Source organism: Rathayibacter tritici (assembly GCF_001641005.1).
Classification (GTDB): Bacteria; Actinomycetota; Actinomycetes; order Actinomycetales; family Microbacteriaceae; genus Rathayibacter; species Rathayibacter tritici.
Genome location: NZ_CP015515.1, coordinates 372,246 through 387,964, shown reverse-complemented (window position 1 = coordinate 387,964; position 15,719 = coordinate 372,246). Strand labels below are relative to the sequence as shown.

Here is a 15,719-nt window from a genome sequence, read left to right as displayed (position 1 = left end):
ATCATCCAGTCCACCGAACGCCCGCCGCCGTGTCACCGGGGTTGACCCCCCGCGGCGGCGGCGCTTCGATTCGTCACGAACGGTCGTCATCCGCGCCCCCACGGAGCCGTTCGTGACGAATCAGAGCGAGGGGGCGGGAGGCGGGAGGGCGGGGGCGGTTCGTTGGGCACACGGCTCAGCACGCGGCCTGCTGCGTCCGGTTGAATGGGGGTGAGGCGCCTACTCTCGGCGCACCGGGAGGCGACATGGCGAACCACCGTTTCGAGCTGCGGTCCGGCCGCGGGATGGGCGTCTCGGCGGCGGGCGACCCCGTCGCCGACCGGCTGGTGGTGTTCTGCCATCCCACTCCTGGCGCGGGCGGCTTCGATCCCGATCCGATCGTCACGGGCCCCTGGGGCCTGCACCTGCTGATCCTCGACCGCCCCGGCTATGGCGCCTCCGACCCGGTCGACGCCGGGCACGGCCGCGTCGAGGACCGCGCGGACGACCTCGCCGAGTTCCTGCGCCGCTCCGAGCGCACCGCCCGTATGGTCGAGGGCGCCCGCTTCGGCAGCGTCGGTGTGGTCGGCTGGGGCTCCGGCGGAGTCTTCGCGCTCTCGCTCGCCGCCCGGCACCCCGACCTCGTCGACCGCCTCGCGCTAGTCGGCACGCCCGCTCCCCCGCAGGCCGGAGTGATCGTGCGCCCGACCTCCGCCTGGGAGCGCCGGGAGACCCTCCGCGGGGAGGACGCCGCCGCGATCGCCGCCGCCCTGCCGCAGACGCAGCCGGGCCTGGACGCACTCGGCATCGACTCCGATGACCCCGTGCTCGCCAGCCACGGCGGCCTGCGCAACCGGCTCGAGCGGATGCTCGGCGAGGGCTGGCGACAGGGTCCGGGCGGCGCAGCGACCGACCTCGCGGCACTCCGCGACGGGTCCTGGGCCGAGGACCTCGACTCGGTGGCCGCCGAGACACTGATCGTGCACGGCGACGCGGATCCGGTGGCCGGCGCCGAGGATGGCCGCTGGTACCGCAGCCGCCTCCCTCGGGCCCGCACCGCATCGGTCGACGGCGCGGGGCGGCTGGCTCTGGTCCGCGAGTGGCGGCGCATCCTCGACCACGTCGCTCCGCTCGAGCGCGGCGCGGAGGGACGATGAGCCGCCTGGGCGCCGGCCCGCGCGTCCTCGTCGCGGCAATGGCGGTCTCGGGAGTCGTGCACCTGGTGCACCCGCGGACGTTCGATGCCGTCGTGCCGCGCGGGATGCCCGGCTCGGCCCGCGGCTGGGTCCTCGTCTCGGGAGTCGCGGAGCTGGCCTGCGCGGCGGCGACGCTGCACCCGCGCACGCGCGGTCTGGGCGGTGTCGCGTCCGCCGCCCTGATGGCCGCGGTTTTTCCCGGGAATGTGCAGATGGCGCTCGACGCCCGACGGCCGCGGACCCGCGCGATCACCCTGCTGCGCCTGCCGTTGCAGGTCCCGCTGGTGCTCTGGGGACTCCAGGCAGCGCGGAGCCGCTGACACAACGTCAGCTGAGGCACCTTCTCATCCACGATGGTGGCTGACGAGGCCTCTCAGCTGACGTTGCGCTCCGCCGCAAGCCCACGCGCGCGCCGCTTGCCCGCTGCTACCGTCCAGGTCATGACCGACCAGAGCGCGGACGACCGCCGCGACCAGCTGACCAGCGCCCCGAAAGCGACGGAGGCCGACGCGGCCCCCCGCATCGACGTCACGACCACCGATACCGGCGACACCCGCATCGACATCCGCGAGGACACCGCCGTGCGTCCGGGCCGGGTCGACGAGAACGGCGACGAGCTCGACGAGAGCCGCGACGATGCCTGAGCGGCGCCGCGCCGCCCTCGTCTACAACCCCGTCAAGGTCGACCTCGAGGCGGTGAAGGCCGCTGTCGCGCGCGCCGAAGCGGCCGCCGGCTGGGAAGAGACGCTCTGGTACGAGACCTCGGTCGAGGATCCCGGGGCCGGCCAGACGAGGCAGGCCCTCGACGCGGGTGCCGACGTCGTGATCGCGGCCGGCGGCGACGGCACCGTGCGGGTCGTCGCCGAGGCCCTGCGCGGCTCCGGCGCCGCACTCGCGCTGCTCCCCTCCGGCACCGGCAACCTGCTCGCCCGCAACCTCACTCTCACGCTCGACGACATCGACAACTCCCTCACCGTCGCCTTCTCGGGTAAGGACCGCGCGATCGACGTCGGGCTGATCGACATCGAGACGTCCACGGGCCGCGACCGCCACGCCTACGTCGTGATGGCGGGCCTCGGGATCGACGCGAAGATGCTCGCCAACACCGACGACGACCTGAAGAAGCGCGCCGGCTGGCTCGCCTACGTGGACGCCCTGCGCAAGGCACTGCTCGATAAGAACCAGCTCGAATTCCGCTACCGCCTCGACGGCTCGAGGACCCGCAGGGTGCGCGCCCACACGATCATCGTGGGCAACTGCGGAGCACTGCCCGCGAACATCCTGCTGCTGCCGGACGCGGCCGTCGACGACGGCGAGTTCGACATCGTGCTGCTGCGCCCCGAGGGCTTCTTCGGCTGGGCGCAGATCATCTTCAAGGTCGTGTGGGAGAACGGAGTCCTCCGCCGCAGCGGCGTCGTCGGCACGAAGCTGATGGGGCTGACCAAGGAGGTGTCGGCGCTGCGCTACGTGAAGGGCCGGGACCTCACGGTGCGCCTCGAGCGAGCGCAGGAGATTGAACTCGACGGCGATGCGTTCGGCTCGACCGCAGCGTTCCGCACCTGGATCGAGCCGGGCGGACTGACGGTGCGCGTCCCTGCATAGGGCCGACGGCACGCGAGCAGAGCGGCCCGGTGCGCCTCCCGCCGGGAGAGGATCCTCATCCCTCCCGGCGGAGGCGTCTGCTCCGAGCAGGGCGATGCAGTGCGGCTTCGGGTGCCGCACCCCATGCGCCTGCATGAACACGGCGACTGTAGTGCGGGATCCGTCGCCAGCGCAACGGTCTCCTCCGTTCCGGAGAGCCGGGTAGGTAGTTTCACCCTGCGACTCTCGGGCTGCGCGACGGATTTCGCAGCTGTCGCCCGACCGGGACGCACGCCGTGCGACGCGGTTCGGGCTCGGCTCGCACGGGGCGTCGAGCGTGCAGCACGGGGTGTCAAGGTGGGACGGGAGGCTCGCCCGAGCCGATACCGTCCCGTCATGGGCTTCTTCGACCGCACCGACTCCTCGACTAGCGCCGCCGAGCCGCGGCCCAGCGCACCCGAACCGCAACGGCGCCTCTGGAGCGACGGCCTCGGCCGCTTCGCCACCCGCTGCCTGCAGGTGGTCGTCGTGCTGCTGCTGGCCTCGGTGCTCGTGTTCGCGATGACGCAGCTCACGCTGGTGCTCATCCCGGTGATGATCGCAATCATCCTTGCCGCGGCGATCCACCCGGTGCTGGCGTGGATGCGGCGCAAGGGCGTGCCGTCGATCCTCGCGACCTGGCTGGCCCTGATCGGTCTGCTCGCGATCCTCAGCGCGGTCGCGTGGCTGATCACGGTCGCGGTCCGCAGCCAGTGGGACGAGCTGGTCAGGAGCGCCTCCGACGGCATCACTTCGCTGCAGGACTACGTGCAGCACCTGCCTTTCCAGATCACGGATGAGCAGATCGAGTCGGCCCGCCAGTCGGTCGTCGACTTCCTCACCTCGAGCTCGTTCGGGAGCGGCGCGCTCGCCGGAGTCTCGGCGGCGGCGAACTTCATCACCGGCCTGGTGCTGATGATCGTGGTGCTCTTCTTCTTCATGAAGGACGGGCCGAAGATCTGGGAGTTCCTCCTGCGTCCCTTCACCGGCGCGGACTACGAGCGCGCCAAGCGTGTGGGGCACAAGACAGTGGACGTGCTCGGCGGTTACGTCCGCGGCACGGCGACCATCGCGGCGGTCGACGCGCTCGGCATCGGAGTCGCTCTGGCGATCATCCAGGTGCCGCTGGCGATCCCGCTGGCCGTCATCGTCTTCCTGACCGCGTTCATCCCGATCGTCGGAGCGACGGCCGCCGGCATCCTCGCCGCTCTCGTCGCTTTGGTCGCGAACGGGCCGATCGCGGCGCTGATCGTGATCCTGGTGGTCATCGTGGTGAACCAGCTCGAGGGCAACTTCCTCCAGCCGGTCGTGATGGCCCGCTCGCTCAAACTGCACCCGCTGATCGTGCTGATCGCCCTGACCGTGGGCACTGTCCTGGCCGGGATCGTCGGCGCCGTGCTCGCTGTGCCGATCGCGGCGGTGGTCTGGGGCATCGTGTCGATCTGGAACGGCCCCGCAGATCCCGCCGAGCCGGCACGGCAGAAGCGCCCGGAGACCGTGTGACGCGCCCTGGGAAGCGCCCGTGTGGCGTCAGCGGTCGCGCTCAGGGGTAGTGATCCCGTAGAGTCGAATCATCTCCTGGGCGATCGCCCGAATTCCACGGCTGAGAAGTCGCACGACGAAGAGACTCAGCCCCTGATAGTGACCGTACCCACCGAGCGCATCGCCCTCGGTCCTCCGGTTCGAACGCCCGCCTCGCACGCGGGTACCGCCCTTCACAGGACGCCGCGGAAGCCGTGCCGTTCCTCGTTCGACCCCCGTTCCTCCGACTCCGTCGGCGGTCGGGACGTTCTCCCCCGCCGAGCCGCCCTCCCCCGGAGGCGCGAGCTCAGCCCCTAGACGACCCGGACGACTCCGGCCGACGCGTGTATCACCCGCGAAGGACGAGTCGATCGGGTACCGCACACTCGTGCGGACTCTGACGACGCCGACCCCGGTCGGCGTCATTAACACATAAGGAAAAGAAATGCCTACTGGCACCGTTAAGTGGTTCAACGCTGAAAAGGGCTTCGGCTTCATCGCTCCCGACGACGGAGGCGCCGACGTGTTCGCGCACTTCTCCGCCATCGCGAAGCAGGGTTATCGCGAGCTCGTCGAGAACCAGCACGTCGAGTACGACGTCGAGCAGGGCCGCAAGGGCCCGCAGGCCGCGAACATCCGCGGCGTCGGCGAGTAATCTCCGACCTCGGACGCCCCGTCGACCAGGATCTCCGGATCCGGTCGGCGGGGCGTCCGTCGTTTCCGCGCCACCGCTCCTTCGTCTCCAGGCATCTCTCTGGTCCGCGATATCGGTATCCTCTCCGCGACTGCTCCCGAACTCACGGAGCCCGCGAGGCGGCCGGAAGGTTCGGCGCGTCGGTACGATTTCACGGCGGAGAGTGGATCGAGCAGCTCATGGCGAGCGCGACTAACACCGGTGAGATGATCGTGGTCTCGGAGCCGCCCGAGGGCACCTGATCGCCAGCGGACTCCCCACCGGCGGCGCTCAGACCACCAGCGGCCGGGCCGCGTGGACGAGTTCCTCGTGTGGCAGGGCTCGCAGCCGCGCGGCGATCTCGGCGCGGGCGCCCGCGTCGACGGCAGCCCAGGCGTGCTCCTGCGGACGCAGCGGAGTGAGGGTGACCAGATCGGCGTGACCGGTTGCGAGGTCGAGCCGTTCGGGCAGTTCGGGGCTGCGCAGGCCCAGGAGGACGCCGACGGTGCCCTGCTCGTCGGTCCAGGCGGGCGGCGCCTGGACGTTCCCGATCCGCGCGGTGTCGAGGGAGCTGCGGCAGGAGACGCCCTGCAGGGCAGCGCGCCGGGCCGCCTCGTACAGCAGGCGGAAGTGCCAGTGGTTCCAGAGTTCGGCGGTCGGGACGCCGCGGACGGAGGAGGTCTCGAGGCACAGCTCGATGCCGAGGCCGGTACCGGGGTGCGCGAGGCGGTCGAAGGGATCGCTCAGCCCGTCGGTCGCGAGCACCACGGAGTCGCCGCAGTCGACGCGGAGGAATGCCCGGTGGTCGGTGGGCCAGCGAGCGCCGCCACGGCTCCCGGGGTCTTCGGTGGAGATGACGACGGTGCGGTCGAGCGATCCGACTCCGCGCCAGGCCTCGGCCCGGTCTTCGGCGACGGCCTCGGCCAGCGCCCGCCTCTCGTCTTCGGTCCAGCGGATCTCACGAGTGCGGTTCAGGAACAACGACATGGGACTCCCTGTCCGCGCGACCGGCGTGCCGCGCTCCGGGAACGCTACGGCGCCGACCCCCGCTCCTGCTCCAAGCCCCCAGAGCGCTAGCTGTGTGATCGGCTCGGCGGGCGGCGCCTGCCGCGGAGAAGGGCTCAGCCCAGCGGGTTGATGCCGTTGGTGCGCCAGCGCTCGTCGGCCAGCTGGCCGGCGGTTCCGGCGCTCGGGTTCTCGCCGAGGGACTCGCCGCCCTCGACGGCGTCGGCGCCGAGCGCGGTGCCCGCTCCCTCGGCGGTGCTGCCCGGGGCGAGCAGGCCCTCCGCATCCTCCCGCGGGCCCACCTCGTCCTCGGGGGCGTTCTCGGAACCGCTCTCGCTCATCGGGTCGTAGCCGTGGTCCGGGTCGCGGCTCTCGTCGGCCGTCGTGTTCTCCTCGACCTCCGCGTCGGCGGGGCGGACGTCGACGGCCTCCTCAGCGTCGGTGGAGGGCGTCGCCTCGAAACCTGCGAACTCGGGGCTCTCGTCTACGCTCATGGCCGCCACGGTAGCACCGGCCCGGCCTGCGCTGGAGGGGTTCCGCCGGTCGGCAGCGCTGCCTCCGCCCTGCGGTCACGCCCTAGGCTCGGAGGGCTGGCACGGACGACGGGAGCGATATGCGACGACTCGGGTACGACACGTTCGGTGGGCCCGACCTGCTCTCCTGGCGGGAGGCTCCGGTGCCGATGCCGCGCCGCGGCGAGGTGCTGGTGCGCACGCGTGCGGCGAGCATCAACGCGACGGATGAGAAGATCCTGTCCGGCTCTGCACGGATCATGGCGGCCGGCCGCTCCCGCCCCTACGGCTTCGGACTCGACATCGCCGGTACCGTCGAGGCGCTCGGGCCGGGCTCGCACTCCGTCGCCGTCGGCGGTCGGGTGGTGGGGATGACCCGCGACGGCGACGCCTTCGCCGATGCGTCGATTGTCCGCAGCAGCTCGCTCGTCCCGCTCCCCGACTCCCTGGACTTCGTGCAGGCCGTCACGCTCGCGATGTCGGGCGGCACGGCGGTCGGCCTCGTGGACGCCCTGCACGTGCGCGCCGGCGAGCGGATCCTCGTCAGCGGCGGCTCCGGAGCGATCGGCAACCCGACGGTCCAGCTACTGGTGCGCGCGGGCTGCACGGTCGCGGCGACCGGCTCGGCCGCCTCCGCCGACATCCTCCGCGCGCTCGGCGCGGAGCCGCACGACTACCGCGCGCTCGACCTCGGGGTGCTGCGCGGCCGCTTCGATGCGGTCGTCGACGTCTCGGGACACCTGCCGGTCCACGACGCGGCGATCCTCCTCGCCAAGGGCGGCCGAATCGCGACCCTGGTGCCGAGCGGTCCGGCACTCGGCGCGCAGGCCGTCGGCGCGCTCCGCCGCGACCGGCCGCGGGTGCGCAACCTGATCGTGGTGGCGACGGCCGAGCGGATCGGGCGCGCGATCTCGCTCGCCACCTCCGGCGAGCTGCGGCCCGAGCCGGGTGCCGTGCATCCGCTGGGCGAGATCGTCGACGTGCTCTCGCGCCGCGCGACCGGCGTGGACCGCACCATCGGCAAGATCGTCTTCACGGCCGACGACTCGGCTCCACTCGGCTGATCGCTGCGGTCCGCGCCGACGAGCGGGCGGGCCGAGAACGAGCGGGCGGGCCGAGAACATTAGCGGTCGGCACTCCTGGGGACAAGGGCGCGATGCGCCCGGAGCCGCCGGTCAGGATGGAGGCATGCCCGCATCCCCCCGGTCCTTCCCGTATCCCCTCGGCGTCTCGCTCCGCGGCGACGCCGGCGCCGATGTCGCCGTCTACTCCGAGACCGCGGATAGCGTCGAGGTCTGCCTCTTCGACGAGTCCGGAGTGGAGACTCGCGTCGCCCTCACCGAGCGGACCGGCCACGTCTTCCACGGCCTCGTCCCCGGGATGGGCGTCGGCACCCGCTACGGCCTGCGCGTCGACGGCCCCTGGGACCCCGCCAACGGCCTCCGCCACAACTCCGCGAAACTGCTGCTCGACCCGCACGCCACCGCGATCGAGGGCTCCTACACCTGGTCGGAAGACGTCTTCGGGCAGTTCTACGACGAGCCGGACCGCCGGAACGATGCCGACTCCGCCCACGCCGTCCCCCGGTGCGTGGTCACCGACCCCGCCTCCTTCGACTGGAGCGGCGACACCGCCCCGCGCATCCCGCTCGAGGAAACCATCGTCTACGAGGTGCACGTGAAGGGCTTCACGAAGCTGCACCCCGACCTGCCCGAGGACATCCGCGGCACCTACCGCGGCCTCGCGCATCCCGCCGCGATCAAGCACTTCACCGACCTGGGCGTGACCTCGGTCGAGCTGCTCCCCGTGCACCAGTTCGTGCAGGATTCGCATCTCGAGGAGAAGGGCCTGCGCAACTACTGGGGCTACAACTCTCTCGGCTTCTTCGCGCCGCACAACGAGTACTCGCACGCCGGTGAGGACGGCTCGCAGGTCGACGAGTTCAAGGCGATGGTCAAGGCGTTCCACGAGGCAGGTCTCGAGGTGATCCTCGATGTAGTCTATAACCACACTGCCGAGGGCAACGACAAGGGCCCGACCCTCTCGTTCAAGGGCATCGACAACGGCTCCTACTACCGCCTGGTGGAGGAGGACCGCGGCAACTACTTCGATACCACCGGCACCGGAAACAGCCTCAACGTCGCGCACCCGGCCGCCCTGGGATTGATCATGGATTCGCTGCGCTACTGGGTGACGGAGATGCACGTCGACGGCTTCCGCTTCGACCTGGCCACCACTCTCACCCGCCAGAGCGGCGAGGCCGAAGTGCACAGCGCCTTCCTCGATCTGATCGCGCAGGATCCGGTGCTCGCGCCCGTCAAAATGATCGCCGAGCCGTGGGACACCGCGGGCTATCAGGTCGGCGGCTTTCCCGCGGACTGGTCGGAGTGGAACGGGAAGTTCCGCGACGACGTGCGCGACTTCTGGCACGGCGCCGACTCGGTGCTCGGGACCACTGCGCAGCGCGTGCTCGGCTCGCCCGACGTCTACGAGGCCGACCGCCGCTCGCCGCTCGCCAGCGTCAACTTCGTCACCGCGCACGACGGCTTCACCCTGGCCGACCTCACCGCCTACTCCCGCAAGCACAATGCGGCCAACGGCGAAGACAACAACGATGGCGAGAGCGATAACCGCTCCTCCAACAATGGCGCCGAGGGCCCGACCGATAACACGGCGGTCAACGAGCGGCGCAACCGCATGCGGCGCAATTTCCTCGCGACGCTGCTGCTCTCGGCCGGCGTACCGATGATTCTGGGCGGCGACGAGATCGCCCGCACTCAGGGCGGCAATAACAACGCTTACTGCCAGGATGACGAGATCTCGTGGTTCGACTGGGAGAATGCCGACCGCGAACTGCTCGCCTTCACTCGCGAGCTGATCGCGCTCCGGACCGCCGAGCCGGCACTGCACCCGAAGTGGTTCCGCCGAGCGCCCGGCGACGGCGGCACCGATACGGTCGACATCCTCCGCTCGGATGCGAAGGGGTTCGCCGACGAGGACTGGGACAACCCCGACGCCCGCTCGATCACCTTCGTCTTCTCGCACGAGGGCAGCGCGAGCTTCGCTCTGCTGCTGAACGCGGCCGAGAACGGCGTCGAGTTCACCGTGCCGGAGGCGCCCGGCGCCGAGTGGCGACTGGCCGCGTCGAGCGACCCCGACCAGGTTGTCGAGGACGAGGTCACCACGCTGATCGTCCGCGACGGCTCGTTCACACTGCTGCGCTCGGCCTCCTGATGACCGGCCGGAACCCGCGGCACCTCCGCTTCGGCGGGCGTATCGCGGGGTTCGGCACGGCCTCGGGCACGCGGATCGTGCTGGGCCTGTGGCAGGACACCCCCTTCGGCCCTTTCGCGGACGCGATGATCGAGACCGGCGATGGGCACCGCCTCCTGATTGCGCCCACCCTGGCGGTTGCGGAGGTCATCGGGTCGACGTACTCGTTCGACGAGGTGCGGATCGCTGCCGTGGCCTGGCGGAGGATCGCGGGTGGCCTGTCCGTCTCGGCCGGACCCCTCGACGTGCAGCTGCGGCTCGGCGGTCTCACGCCGCTCGGCCGGCTGCTGCGGATCGTGCCGCGTCCGATCGCCGAACATCCGGCCTGGCTGACCGCGATCTCGCCGGTCGCCTCCCTGCTCGTCCGCGGCGTCAGCACGGCCGGGTCGGCCGGGCACGGCCGCCGCGAGTACTACGGCGTGCGGGCGATCCGCCGCATCGAGCGCGTCCGCGCCGTGCTGGCGGAGGAGGACCTCGGTCCGCTGCGACCGCTGTCGCCGCCCGTGCGGTTCGGCTTCTCGTCGGCGCCCGCCGCTCCGGCGATCGTCGATGTCACCACCACCATCGCGCTGCCGCGTGAGGGGACCCACGCGCTGCGGCGCGACCGAGAGAGAGGAGCCGCCTCGTGAAGAAGGGCGACAAGATCAGCTGGAACACCTCGCAGGGGGAGACCCACGGCGAACTCGTCGAGAAGAAGACGAAGGAGTTCCACTTCGAGGGCCAGAAGTTCAACGCCTCGGACGACGATCCCTATTGGATCGTGCAGAGCGATAAGACCGACGCGAAGGCCGCGCACAAGGAGTCGTCGCTGACGAAGAAGTGAGGCGGCGCGCGTGAGTCGGCATGGGTGAGTCAGTGCGAGTGAGTCGGCATGGGTGAGTCAGAGCGAGCTGAGTCAGCGCGAGCTTGGCCCTGACGCTGTGCGAGCGCGCGGCGCAGGGCTCGAACGTCTCGAAAGCCCGCCAGTCGGGCGATCTCGGGGTCGGCGAAACGACGGCCGTGCTCCGCGTCGGCCGCGTGCATGCGCGCCCGCCTGACCCGCTCCTCCGTGAGTGCCGCCTTCGCGGATGACCCGGCCTGCGCGAAGATGTGCCGCAGATTCCGCGGCGATCGACCGACAGCCTGCGCGAGTTCTTCGACCGTGAAGTCGGGATCGGTCGCCCGCATCGCGATCACGCGAAGCGCCGCGCGATGCAAGCTCTCGGCGTCCTCCGAATGTTCCGGTGCTGTGGCCTCGAGCGCGTGCAGCAGGAGCGCCGTGGTGAGATGCCGCAGTCCCAGGCCGAAGTCGGCGAAACCGGCTTCTCCGCCGACCATCGTCGAGTTGAGGGCGATATTCGCGGTGGCGACGACCGCGTCACGGTACGCCTTCGCCGGTTGCGAGAACACCATTCCGAGCTCCAACTCGTGGCGCGCCGGAGCAGGAAGCCCGGCCAGATCGAATTCGATCTGATAGCGCGCGACCGGCCGAGCGGCAGCGAAGCGGAATGTGGAGGGTCCGCCGCCCGGCAGGACCGCCACGTCACCCGGACCGATCACCTTGGGCTTCTCTCCCCACATCGGCACGTGCAGGGTCGCCTCCCCCTCGATCTGCACGATCAACAGCGCGACCTGGGAGGAGCGCGCGATGGAGTACGCGCCCTCGCTGTGCCAGATCCGACCAGCACGGAAACCCTCGAAGCGGATCTCATCGGAGACGAGCCGGAAATCCGGATCGAAATCTCCGAGGAAGTCTCGCTCGGCCAGCCAATCCTGAGCCATGTCTCCTTGAAGCAAGTATTTTCGGCGTAACGAGTCGGGGGCCACAAGATTCTCCAAAAACTCACTTATTGATCGACGAATCCTCGTCGAAAAGCACTTCGTCGAGAAGTGATTGTGCGCCTCGTTGCCCCCAGATGCGAAGCGCAGTCACAAGTTCCGGCTTCGGCCGGACTACTTCCGGCCCCGATGCTTCCTCACTTGAACGTCATGGCAATGCTTCCTTCGTCCCCCTCTTCACAAACGAAAGATCGAGCACATGACAAACAATTCCTTCGACAAGTTCCGCGACGTCGGGTCACCCCTGTCCGACTGGACCATCCCCGCGGAGGACGGCGTCCACCGCCGAACCATCGTCAAGGGCGCGGCCTGGACCATCCCGGTCGTCGCCGTATCCGTCGCGACGCCGGCTGCCGCCGCGTCGAAGACGCCGACGCTTGCGTTCACTAAGGCGTCTTACACCGGAACTGCTTGCAGCACCATCACCGGCGTGCAGGTCAAGCGCACCACCGACGGCACCACTCCCGACCCGGGCAAGACCGTCACCGTCACGCTCAAGGACGGCTACACGTTCGCCGATGGTTCAACCACCTACACGGGAACGACCGATGCCAATGGGCTTGTCACGCTGCCGGACATCAAGGTCCCCTCAACGGGCGGCAAGAGCAACTTCGCTGCGAAGTCGGATGCCCTGACCACGAATGCACCCGTATCTGCGGACCCCTCCAAAGAGACCGGACTTTATCTCTACAACTTCACCGACGGATCGACCACCGGACCGGTGGCTAACTCGGGAACCGCGATCAAGACCATCTCCTCCGCCTCCGGCGGAGGTTACGTGTTCCAGAACTCGGACGGGTCAATCCACAGTAGCGACGGCACAGTCGTTCCCGGCACTGAAACAGGCGTTGACACCGGGGACGGCCTCGTCACTCTACAGGTTAGCGGGGGTGAAACCACCGTCTACTACAAAAAAGCCGACGGTGTTTATAGCTACAACTTCACCACCAAGAAGACGAGTGGACCTATCACGGACACTACAACCAATACGAGTTCGAAGACCGCAACAAAGCTGATCTCCAACGCGGGCGGAAGCGCCTTCGTTTACCAGAGCTCGGACGGGAGCATCCGTAACAGCGGCGGAGGTCTCGTGCCAGGAACGTCAACCGGCGTATCCACCGACCAGCGTCTCACGTCCCTCGCGACAAGCGACGGGACCACATCCCTGTACTACAAGAAGTCCGACGGCGTCTACATCTACAACTTCTCCACCAAGACGACGACCGGGCCCATCGCGAATTCAAAGGACGCGACTTCGCTCATCTCAGACGCCGGAAGCGGCGCCTTCGTCTTCCAGACCTCGGACGGAAGCATTTACAATAGTACCGGTGTTCTCGTCAAGGGTACCGACACGGGAGTTGACACGGGCGCAGGCCTCGTTACCCTAGCCACCGACGCCGGAAAGACCTACGTCTACTACAAGAAGGCTGATGGGGTATACCGCTATAACTTCTCCGATGGTACGACCACCGGACCAATCGAAAGCGCGACCGCGGACTCGAAGTCCGCAACGACGCTCGTCTCCGATGGAGCAACCGGCGCATTCGTTTATCAGAGTTCCGATGGCACGATCAGAAACAGTGGCGCCGGCATCGTCAAGGGCACCGAAAAGGACGTAATTGTGGATAGCAAGCTCGTTTCACTTTACAAGAGCGGCAGTACGACTTACGCATCCTACAAGAAGTCACCCGCTTGCAAATAGTAATACAACCTGGCGTTTCGTTATAGCCCTAGCAACTTAGAGAACTCGGCGAAAGCTAAAAGAGACGTCCGGACGCAAAGCGCGTCCGGACGGCTCTTTTTTCGCGATCACGCTTCCCACCCATCCGTCCAACAAGCTGTAGTTCATAGGACGACTATTTACCTCCATACCCTTCCTTGGCCCCCAAGATCGTTCGCGACGTTGTAGCATAAATTGCCGACCGGCGACCGCCTACCGCACGCCGCCTAACGCGGGGTTAACTGCCCAATGCAACATTAGCTCGCAGGGTCATAGCATAAACGAGTACCAAGAGCGTTCGTGTCAACCGGCACCGTTTGGCGGGCACTCGTTCTCACTGCCGAATGTATCAGCAACCGAAAAGCTTTGAAAATTCGCCCGCGCAGGCGACAAGGAGGCTTATGCAAAATTGGTTTTTTGCCGAGTGAAAAAGATGAGTCCGCGGACGGCGTTGAAGGCATCTCGGAAGGTGCGCAGTGGCCGCCGGTAGTCGGTGTGGAATATCCGCCAGGTCTTGATGCTAGCAATTGTTCTCTCGATCACGTAGCGGTGGGTGTTCACGAAGCGATTGTGGTGTTTGGCGTAATTTGGCAGATGTTCTTCGCTTGGCCTCTTCTTTATTGGTGTGACCATTCCGGTGCCTTGATAGCCTTTGTCGGCCAGCGTGTTCGAGAGGTTAACGGTGTCGGCCAACCCGGTTTCTCGAAACGCGTGGGCATCGTGATGCTTGCCCGCGATCGGATCCGAAATGTGGATCAACCGACCGGAGAGATCGGCGAGGACCTGGCAGTTGTGCCCCGTGGTCATGTGTTTCCCGGAGTACAGCTCTGGCGCGTCCGACCAGGACCAGCACGGCAGGAGCGTGCCGTCGATGACGGCCGTTGTCCCGCGGAGCGCGGCCTCGACGTCCGGTTGCTCGTCGTCTATCACGACATTGAGCATCGCCTCAACCGACGCGATCGTTCGCGACACGGTCGACTGACTGACACCGACCACATCAGCGATCAACTGCTCGGTCACATTCTGGCGATAATAGAGAAGAGTGACCCGCAATGCTCCCTCGAGGGAAAGTCTGCGCGGACGTCCTCGCCGCCGACGCCACATGAACTCGTTCTCGATCCGTTCGGCGAGGATCGCGTAGTGCTCGGCCGTCATTCCCGTAGTAGACTGTGTGCGCACCGGCTGGTTCCTTTGCGAAGAGTTTCTGTTAGAGGCTGCTCTTCAATCAAAGCGGATTAGCCGGTGTTATTCGTGACCGACACGCGCAAATCCATCTCGATCAATCGTATTTTGCATAAGCCTCAAGGTATCGAATGCGCAACTTATCAATAGAAATCTCAGACTGCTCTTTTGCGCTAACGGCCAAAATAATGTCGCCCGTCAACGGCACCTCAGCCGGCGTCCCGCCGCGTCGACATCTGCTCGTCGTTCAGCTTGTCGAGGGCGCGGCGCAGGGCGCGGACATCGCGGAAGCCGGAGAGCCGTGCGATCTCGGCTGACGTGAAGCGTTGGCCGCATGTGGTGGGCGCGGCGTGGTCCCGGGCCCGACGCACGCGCTCGGCCGTGAGCGCCAGCTTGGCGGAGGATCCGGCCTGAGCGAAGACATGCCGCAGATTTCGGGATGACGTGCCGATGGCGTGGGCGAGATGCTCGACGGTGAAGGCCGGATCCGTCGCCCGCAGGGAAATAACTCGAAGCGCCGCGCGGTGCACGTTCTCCGCATCCTCGGGAAGATCGGGGGCGGTCGCGTCCAGCGCGTGCAGCAGGAGGGCGGTCGTCAGATGACGCAGCCCGATCCCGAAGTCGATGTAGCCGGCGTCTTCGCTGCTCATCGATGAATTGAGCGCGATGTTCGCCGTCGCAGCAACGGCGTCGCGGAACTCCTTCGCCGGCTCGGAGAAGACCATTCCCGATTCCAGCTCCAGGCGAGCCTGAGGTGGAAGACCGGCCAGATCGTATTCGATCTGATAACGGGCCACCGGTCGCTGTGCGCGGAAGCGGAAGGGTCGCGCGGTTCCGCCGGGGAGCACCGCCAGGTCACCGGGCTTCACCACCTTGGGCGTCTCCCCCCACAGCGGCACCTGCACGGTCGCGTCGCCTTCGACCTGCACGAGAAGCAATGCCGTGCGAGAACGACGCGCGATAGAGTAATCGCCCTCGCTGTGCCAGAGCCGGGCAGCCCGATATCCGGCAAAGCGGATTTCGTCGGAGACGAGCCTGAAAGAGCTGTCCACGTCACCGAAGAAGTGCCTCTCGGCCAGCCAGAGCCGAGCATTCTCGCCCTGTAGTGAATACTTCCGGCGAACCGACTCGGATGCCATAGACCTCTCCCTGCTTCGGCCGAGACCTGAGAATCACCACGATCTCGTCGAGGTCGAACGAGCCGAGAAGTGATTCTCCAC

16 protein-coding genes are annotated in these 15,719 nt (G+C 67.8%); 11 read left to right on the top strand and 5 right to left on the bottom strand.

Going from position 1 to position 15,719, the window contains the following annotated elements:
• Positions 1-245: 245 nt before the first annotated feature.
• From A6122_RS01720 to A6122_RS01695, 6 genes are all read left to right on the top strand, one after another.
• Positions 246-1,136: an alpha/beta fold hydrolase gene (locus A6122_RS01720; RefSeq protein ID WP_068250865.1), complete on the top strand. Its 891-nt coding sequence runs from the start codon at positions 246-248 to the stop codon at positions 1,134-1,136.
• Positions 1,133-1,495 carry a DoxX family protein gene (locus tag A6122_RS01715; protein WP_068250861.1) on the top strand — a complete coding sequence of 121 codons (363 nt, stop codon included), beginning with the start codon at positions 1,133-1,135 and terminating at the stop codon, positions 1,493-1,495. The genes A6122_RS01720 and A6122_RS01715 overlap by 4 nt, the downstream gene beginning before the upstream one ends.
• A 120-nt stretch (positions 1,496-1,615) precedes the next feature.
• A complete protein-coding gene (locus A6122_RS01710; RefSeq protein WP_068256825.1) occupies positions 1,616-1,819 on the top strand; it encodes a hypothetical protein in 204 nt (67 codons plus the stop codon).
• A complete protein-coding gene (locus tag A6122_RS01705) occupies positions 1,812-2,777 on the top strand; it encodes a diacylglycerol/lipid kinase family protein (protein WP_068250858.1) in 966 nt (321 codons plus the stop codon). The genes A6122_RS01710 and A6122_RS01705 overlap by 8 nt, the downstream gene beginning before the upstream one ends.
• 375 nt (positions 2,778-3,152) lie before the next feature.
• On the top strand, positions 3,153-4,298 hold the full coding sequence (locus A6122_RS01700; protein ID WP_068250855.1) for an AI-2E family transporter: 1,146 nt from the start codon (positions 3,153-3,155) through the stop codon (positions 4,296-4,298).
• 463 nt (positions 4,299-4,761) lie between these two features.
• On the top strand, positions 4,762-4,971 hold the full coding sequence (locus A6122_RS01695) for a cold-shock protein (RefSeq protein ID WP_068250852.1): 210 nt from the start codon (positions 4,762-4,764) through the stop codon (positions 4,969-4,971).
• A 309-nt stretch (positions 4,972-5,280) separates the two neighbouring features.
• On the opposite strand, the gene A6122_RS01690 is transcribed toward A6122_RS01695, so the two are convergent.
• Both A6122_RS01690 and A6122_RS01685 read right to left on the bottom strand, forming a co-directional pair.
• Positions 5,281-5,976: a hypothetical protein gene (locus tag A6122_RS01690; RefSeq protein ID WP_068250849.1), complete on the bottom strand. Its 696-nt coding sequence runs from the start codon at positions 5,974-5,976 to the stop codon at positions 5,281-5,283.
• A gap of 134 nt (positions 5,977-6,110) precedes the next feature.
• The gene (locus tag A6122_RS01685; protein WP_146085057.1) at positions 6,111-6,488 is read right to left on the bottom strand and encodes a hypothetical protein; all 378 of its coding nucleotides are present in this window, start codon (positions 6,486-6,488) and stop codon (positions 6,111-6,113) included.
• 119 nt (positions 6,489-6,607) lie between these two features.
• Between A6122_RS01685 and A6122_RS01680 the strand changes: the two genes are divergently transcribed.
• The 4 genes from A6122_RS01680 (at position 6,608) to A6122_RS01665 (ending at position 10,602) form a co-directional block, all read left to right on the top strand.
• Entirely contained in the window at positions 6,608-7,570 is a 963-nt protein-coding gene (locus A6122_RS01680; protein WP_068250843.1) for an NADP-dependent oxidoreductase, read from the top strand.
• A 124-nt stretch (positions 7,571-7,694) separates the two neighbouring features.
• Entirely contained in the window at positions 7,695-9,740 is a 2,046-nt protein-coding gene (glgX, locus tag A6122_RS01675) for a glycogen debranching protein GlgX (RefSeq protein ID WP_068250841.1), read from the top strand.
• Positions 9,740-10,408 carry a hypothetical protein gene (locus A6122_RS01670; protein ID WP_068250838.1) on the top strand — a complete coding sequence of 223 codons (669 nt, stop codon included), beginning with the start codon at positions 9,740-9,742 and terminating at the stop codon, positions 10,406-10,408. The genes glgX and A6122_RS01670 overlap by 1 nt, the downstream gene beginning before the upstream one ends.
• Entirely contained in the window at positions 10,405-10,602 is a 198-nt protein-coding gene (locus tag A6122_RS01665; protein WP_068250835.1) for a hypervirulence associated TUDOR domain-containing protein, read from the top strand. Before A6122_RS01670 ends, A6122_RS01665 begins: the two co-directional genes overlap by 4 nt.
• A gap of 29 nt (positions 10,603-10,631) precedes the next feature.
• Here A6122_RS01665 and A6122_RS01660 read toward each other — a convergent pair whose 3' ends face one another.
• Entirely contained in the window at positions 10,632-11,540 is a 909-nt protein-coding gene (locus tag A6122_RS01660; protein ID WP_068250833.1) for a helix-turn-helix domain-containing protein, read from the bottom strand.
• Between the two features lie 256 nt (positions 11,541-11,796).
• Here A6122_RS01660 and A6122_RS01655 point away from each other — a divergent pair, with 256 nt between their 5' ends.
• Entirely contained in the window at positions 11,797-13,299 is a 1,503-nt protein-coding gene (locus tag A6122_RS01655) for a hypothetical protein (protein ID WP_068250830.1), read from the top strand.
• A gap of 417 nt (positions 13,300-13,716) precedes the next feature.
• Here the strand turns inward: A6122_RS01655 and A6122_RS01650 are convergent, their stop codons facing one another.
• Both A6122_RS01650 and A6122_RS01645 read right to left on the bottom strand, forming a co-directional pair.
• Positions 13,717-14,472 carry a transposase family protein gene (locus tag A6122_RS01650; RefSeq protein ID WP_084415693.1) on the bottom strand — a complete coding sequence of 252 codons (756 nt, stop codon included), beginning with the start codon at positions 14,470-14,472 and terminating at the stop codon, positions 13,717-13,719.
• Between the two features lie 236 nt (positions 14,473-14,708).
• Positions 14,709-15,638 carry a helix-turn-helix domain-containing protein gene (locus A6122_RS01645; RefSeq protein WP_068250827.1) on the bottom strand — a complete coding sequence of 310 codons (930 nt, stop codon included), beginning with the start codon at positions 15,636-15,638 and terminating at the stop codon, positions 14,709-14,711.
• Between the last annotated feature and the right edge of the window lie 81 nt (positions 15,639-15,719).

Excerpts from the sequence above, each read along its gene's own strand:
- A6122_RS01660 (WP_068250833.1), bottom strand. The coding sequence starts at position 11,540 with ATGGCTCAGGATTGGCTGGCCGAGCGAGACTTCCTCGGAGATTTCGAT.
- A6122_RS01710 (WP_068256825.1), top strand. The coding sequence starts at position 1,616 with ATGACCGACCAGAGCGCGGACGACCGCCGCGACCAGCTGACCAGCGCC.
- A6122_RS01650 (WP_084415693.1), bottom strand. The coding sequence starts at position 14,472 with ATGACGGCCGAGCACTACGCGATCCTCGCCGAACGGATCGAGAACGAG.
- A6122_RS01690 (WP_068250849.1), bottom strand. The coding sequence starts at position 5,976 with ATGTCGTTGTTCCTGAACCGCACTCGTGAGATCCGCTGGACCGAAGAC.
- glgX (WP_068250841.1), top strand. The coding sequence starts at position 7,695 with ATGCCCGCATCCCCCCGGTCCTTCCCGTATCCCCTCGGCGTCTCGCTC.
- A6122_RS01685 (WP_146085057.1), bottom strand. The coding sequence starts at position 6,488 with ATGAGCGTAGACGAGAGCCCCGAGTTCGCAGGTTTCGAGGCGACGCCC.
- A6122_RS01700 (WP_068250855.1), top strand. The coding sequence starts at position 3,153 with ATGGGCTTCTTCGACCGCACCGACTCCTCGACTAGCGCCGCCGAGCCG.
- A6122_RS01670 (WP_068250838.1), top strand. The coding sequence starts at position 9,740 with ATGACCGGCCGGAACCCGCGGCACCTCCGCTTCGGCGGGCGTATCGCG.
- A6122_RS01720 (WP_068250865.1), top strand. The coding sequence starts at position 246 with ATGGCGAACCACCGTTTCGAGCTGCGGTCCGGCCGCGGGATGGGCGTC.
- A6122_RS01705 (WP_068250858.1), top strand. The coding sequence starts at position 1,812 with ATGCCTGAGCGGCGCCGCGCCGCCCTCGTCTACAACCCCGTCAAGGTC.
- A6122_RS01715 (WP_068250861.1), top strand. The coding sequence starts at position 1,133 with ATGAGCCGCCTGGGCGCCGGCCCGCGCGTCCTCGTCGCGGCAATGGCG.
- A6122_RS01655 (WP_068250830.1), top strand. The coding sequence starts at position 11,797 with ATGACAAACAATTCCTTCGACAAGTTCCGCGACGTCGGGTCACCCCTG.
- A6122_RS01695 (WP_068250852.1), top strand. The coding sequence starts at position 4,762 with ATGCCTACTGGCACCGTTAAGTGGTTCAACGCTGAAAAGGGCTTCGGC.
- A6122_RS01680 (WP_068250843.1), top strand. The coding sequence starts at position 6,608 with ATGCGACGACTCGGGTACGACACGTTCGGTGGGCCCGACCTGCTCTCC.
- A6122_RS01645 (WP_068250827.1), bottom strand. The coding sequence starts at position 15,638 with ATGGCATCCGAGTCGGTTCGCCGGAAGTATTCACTACAGGGCGAGAAT.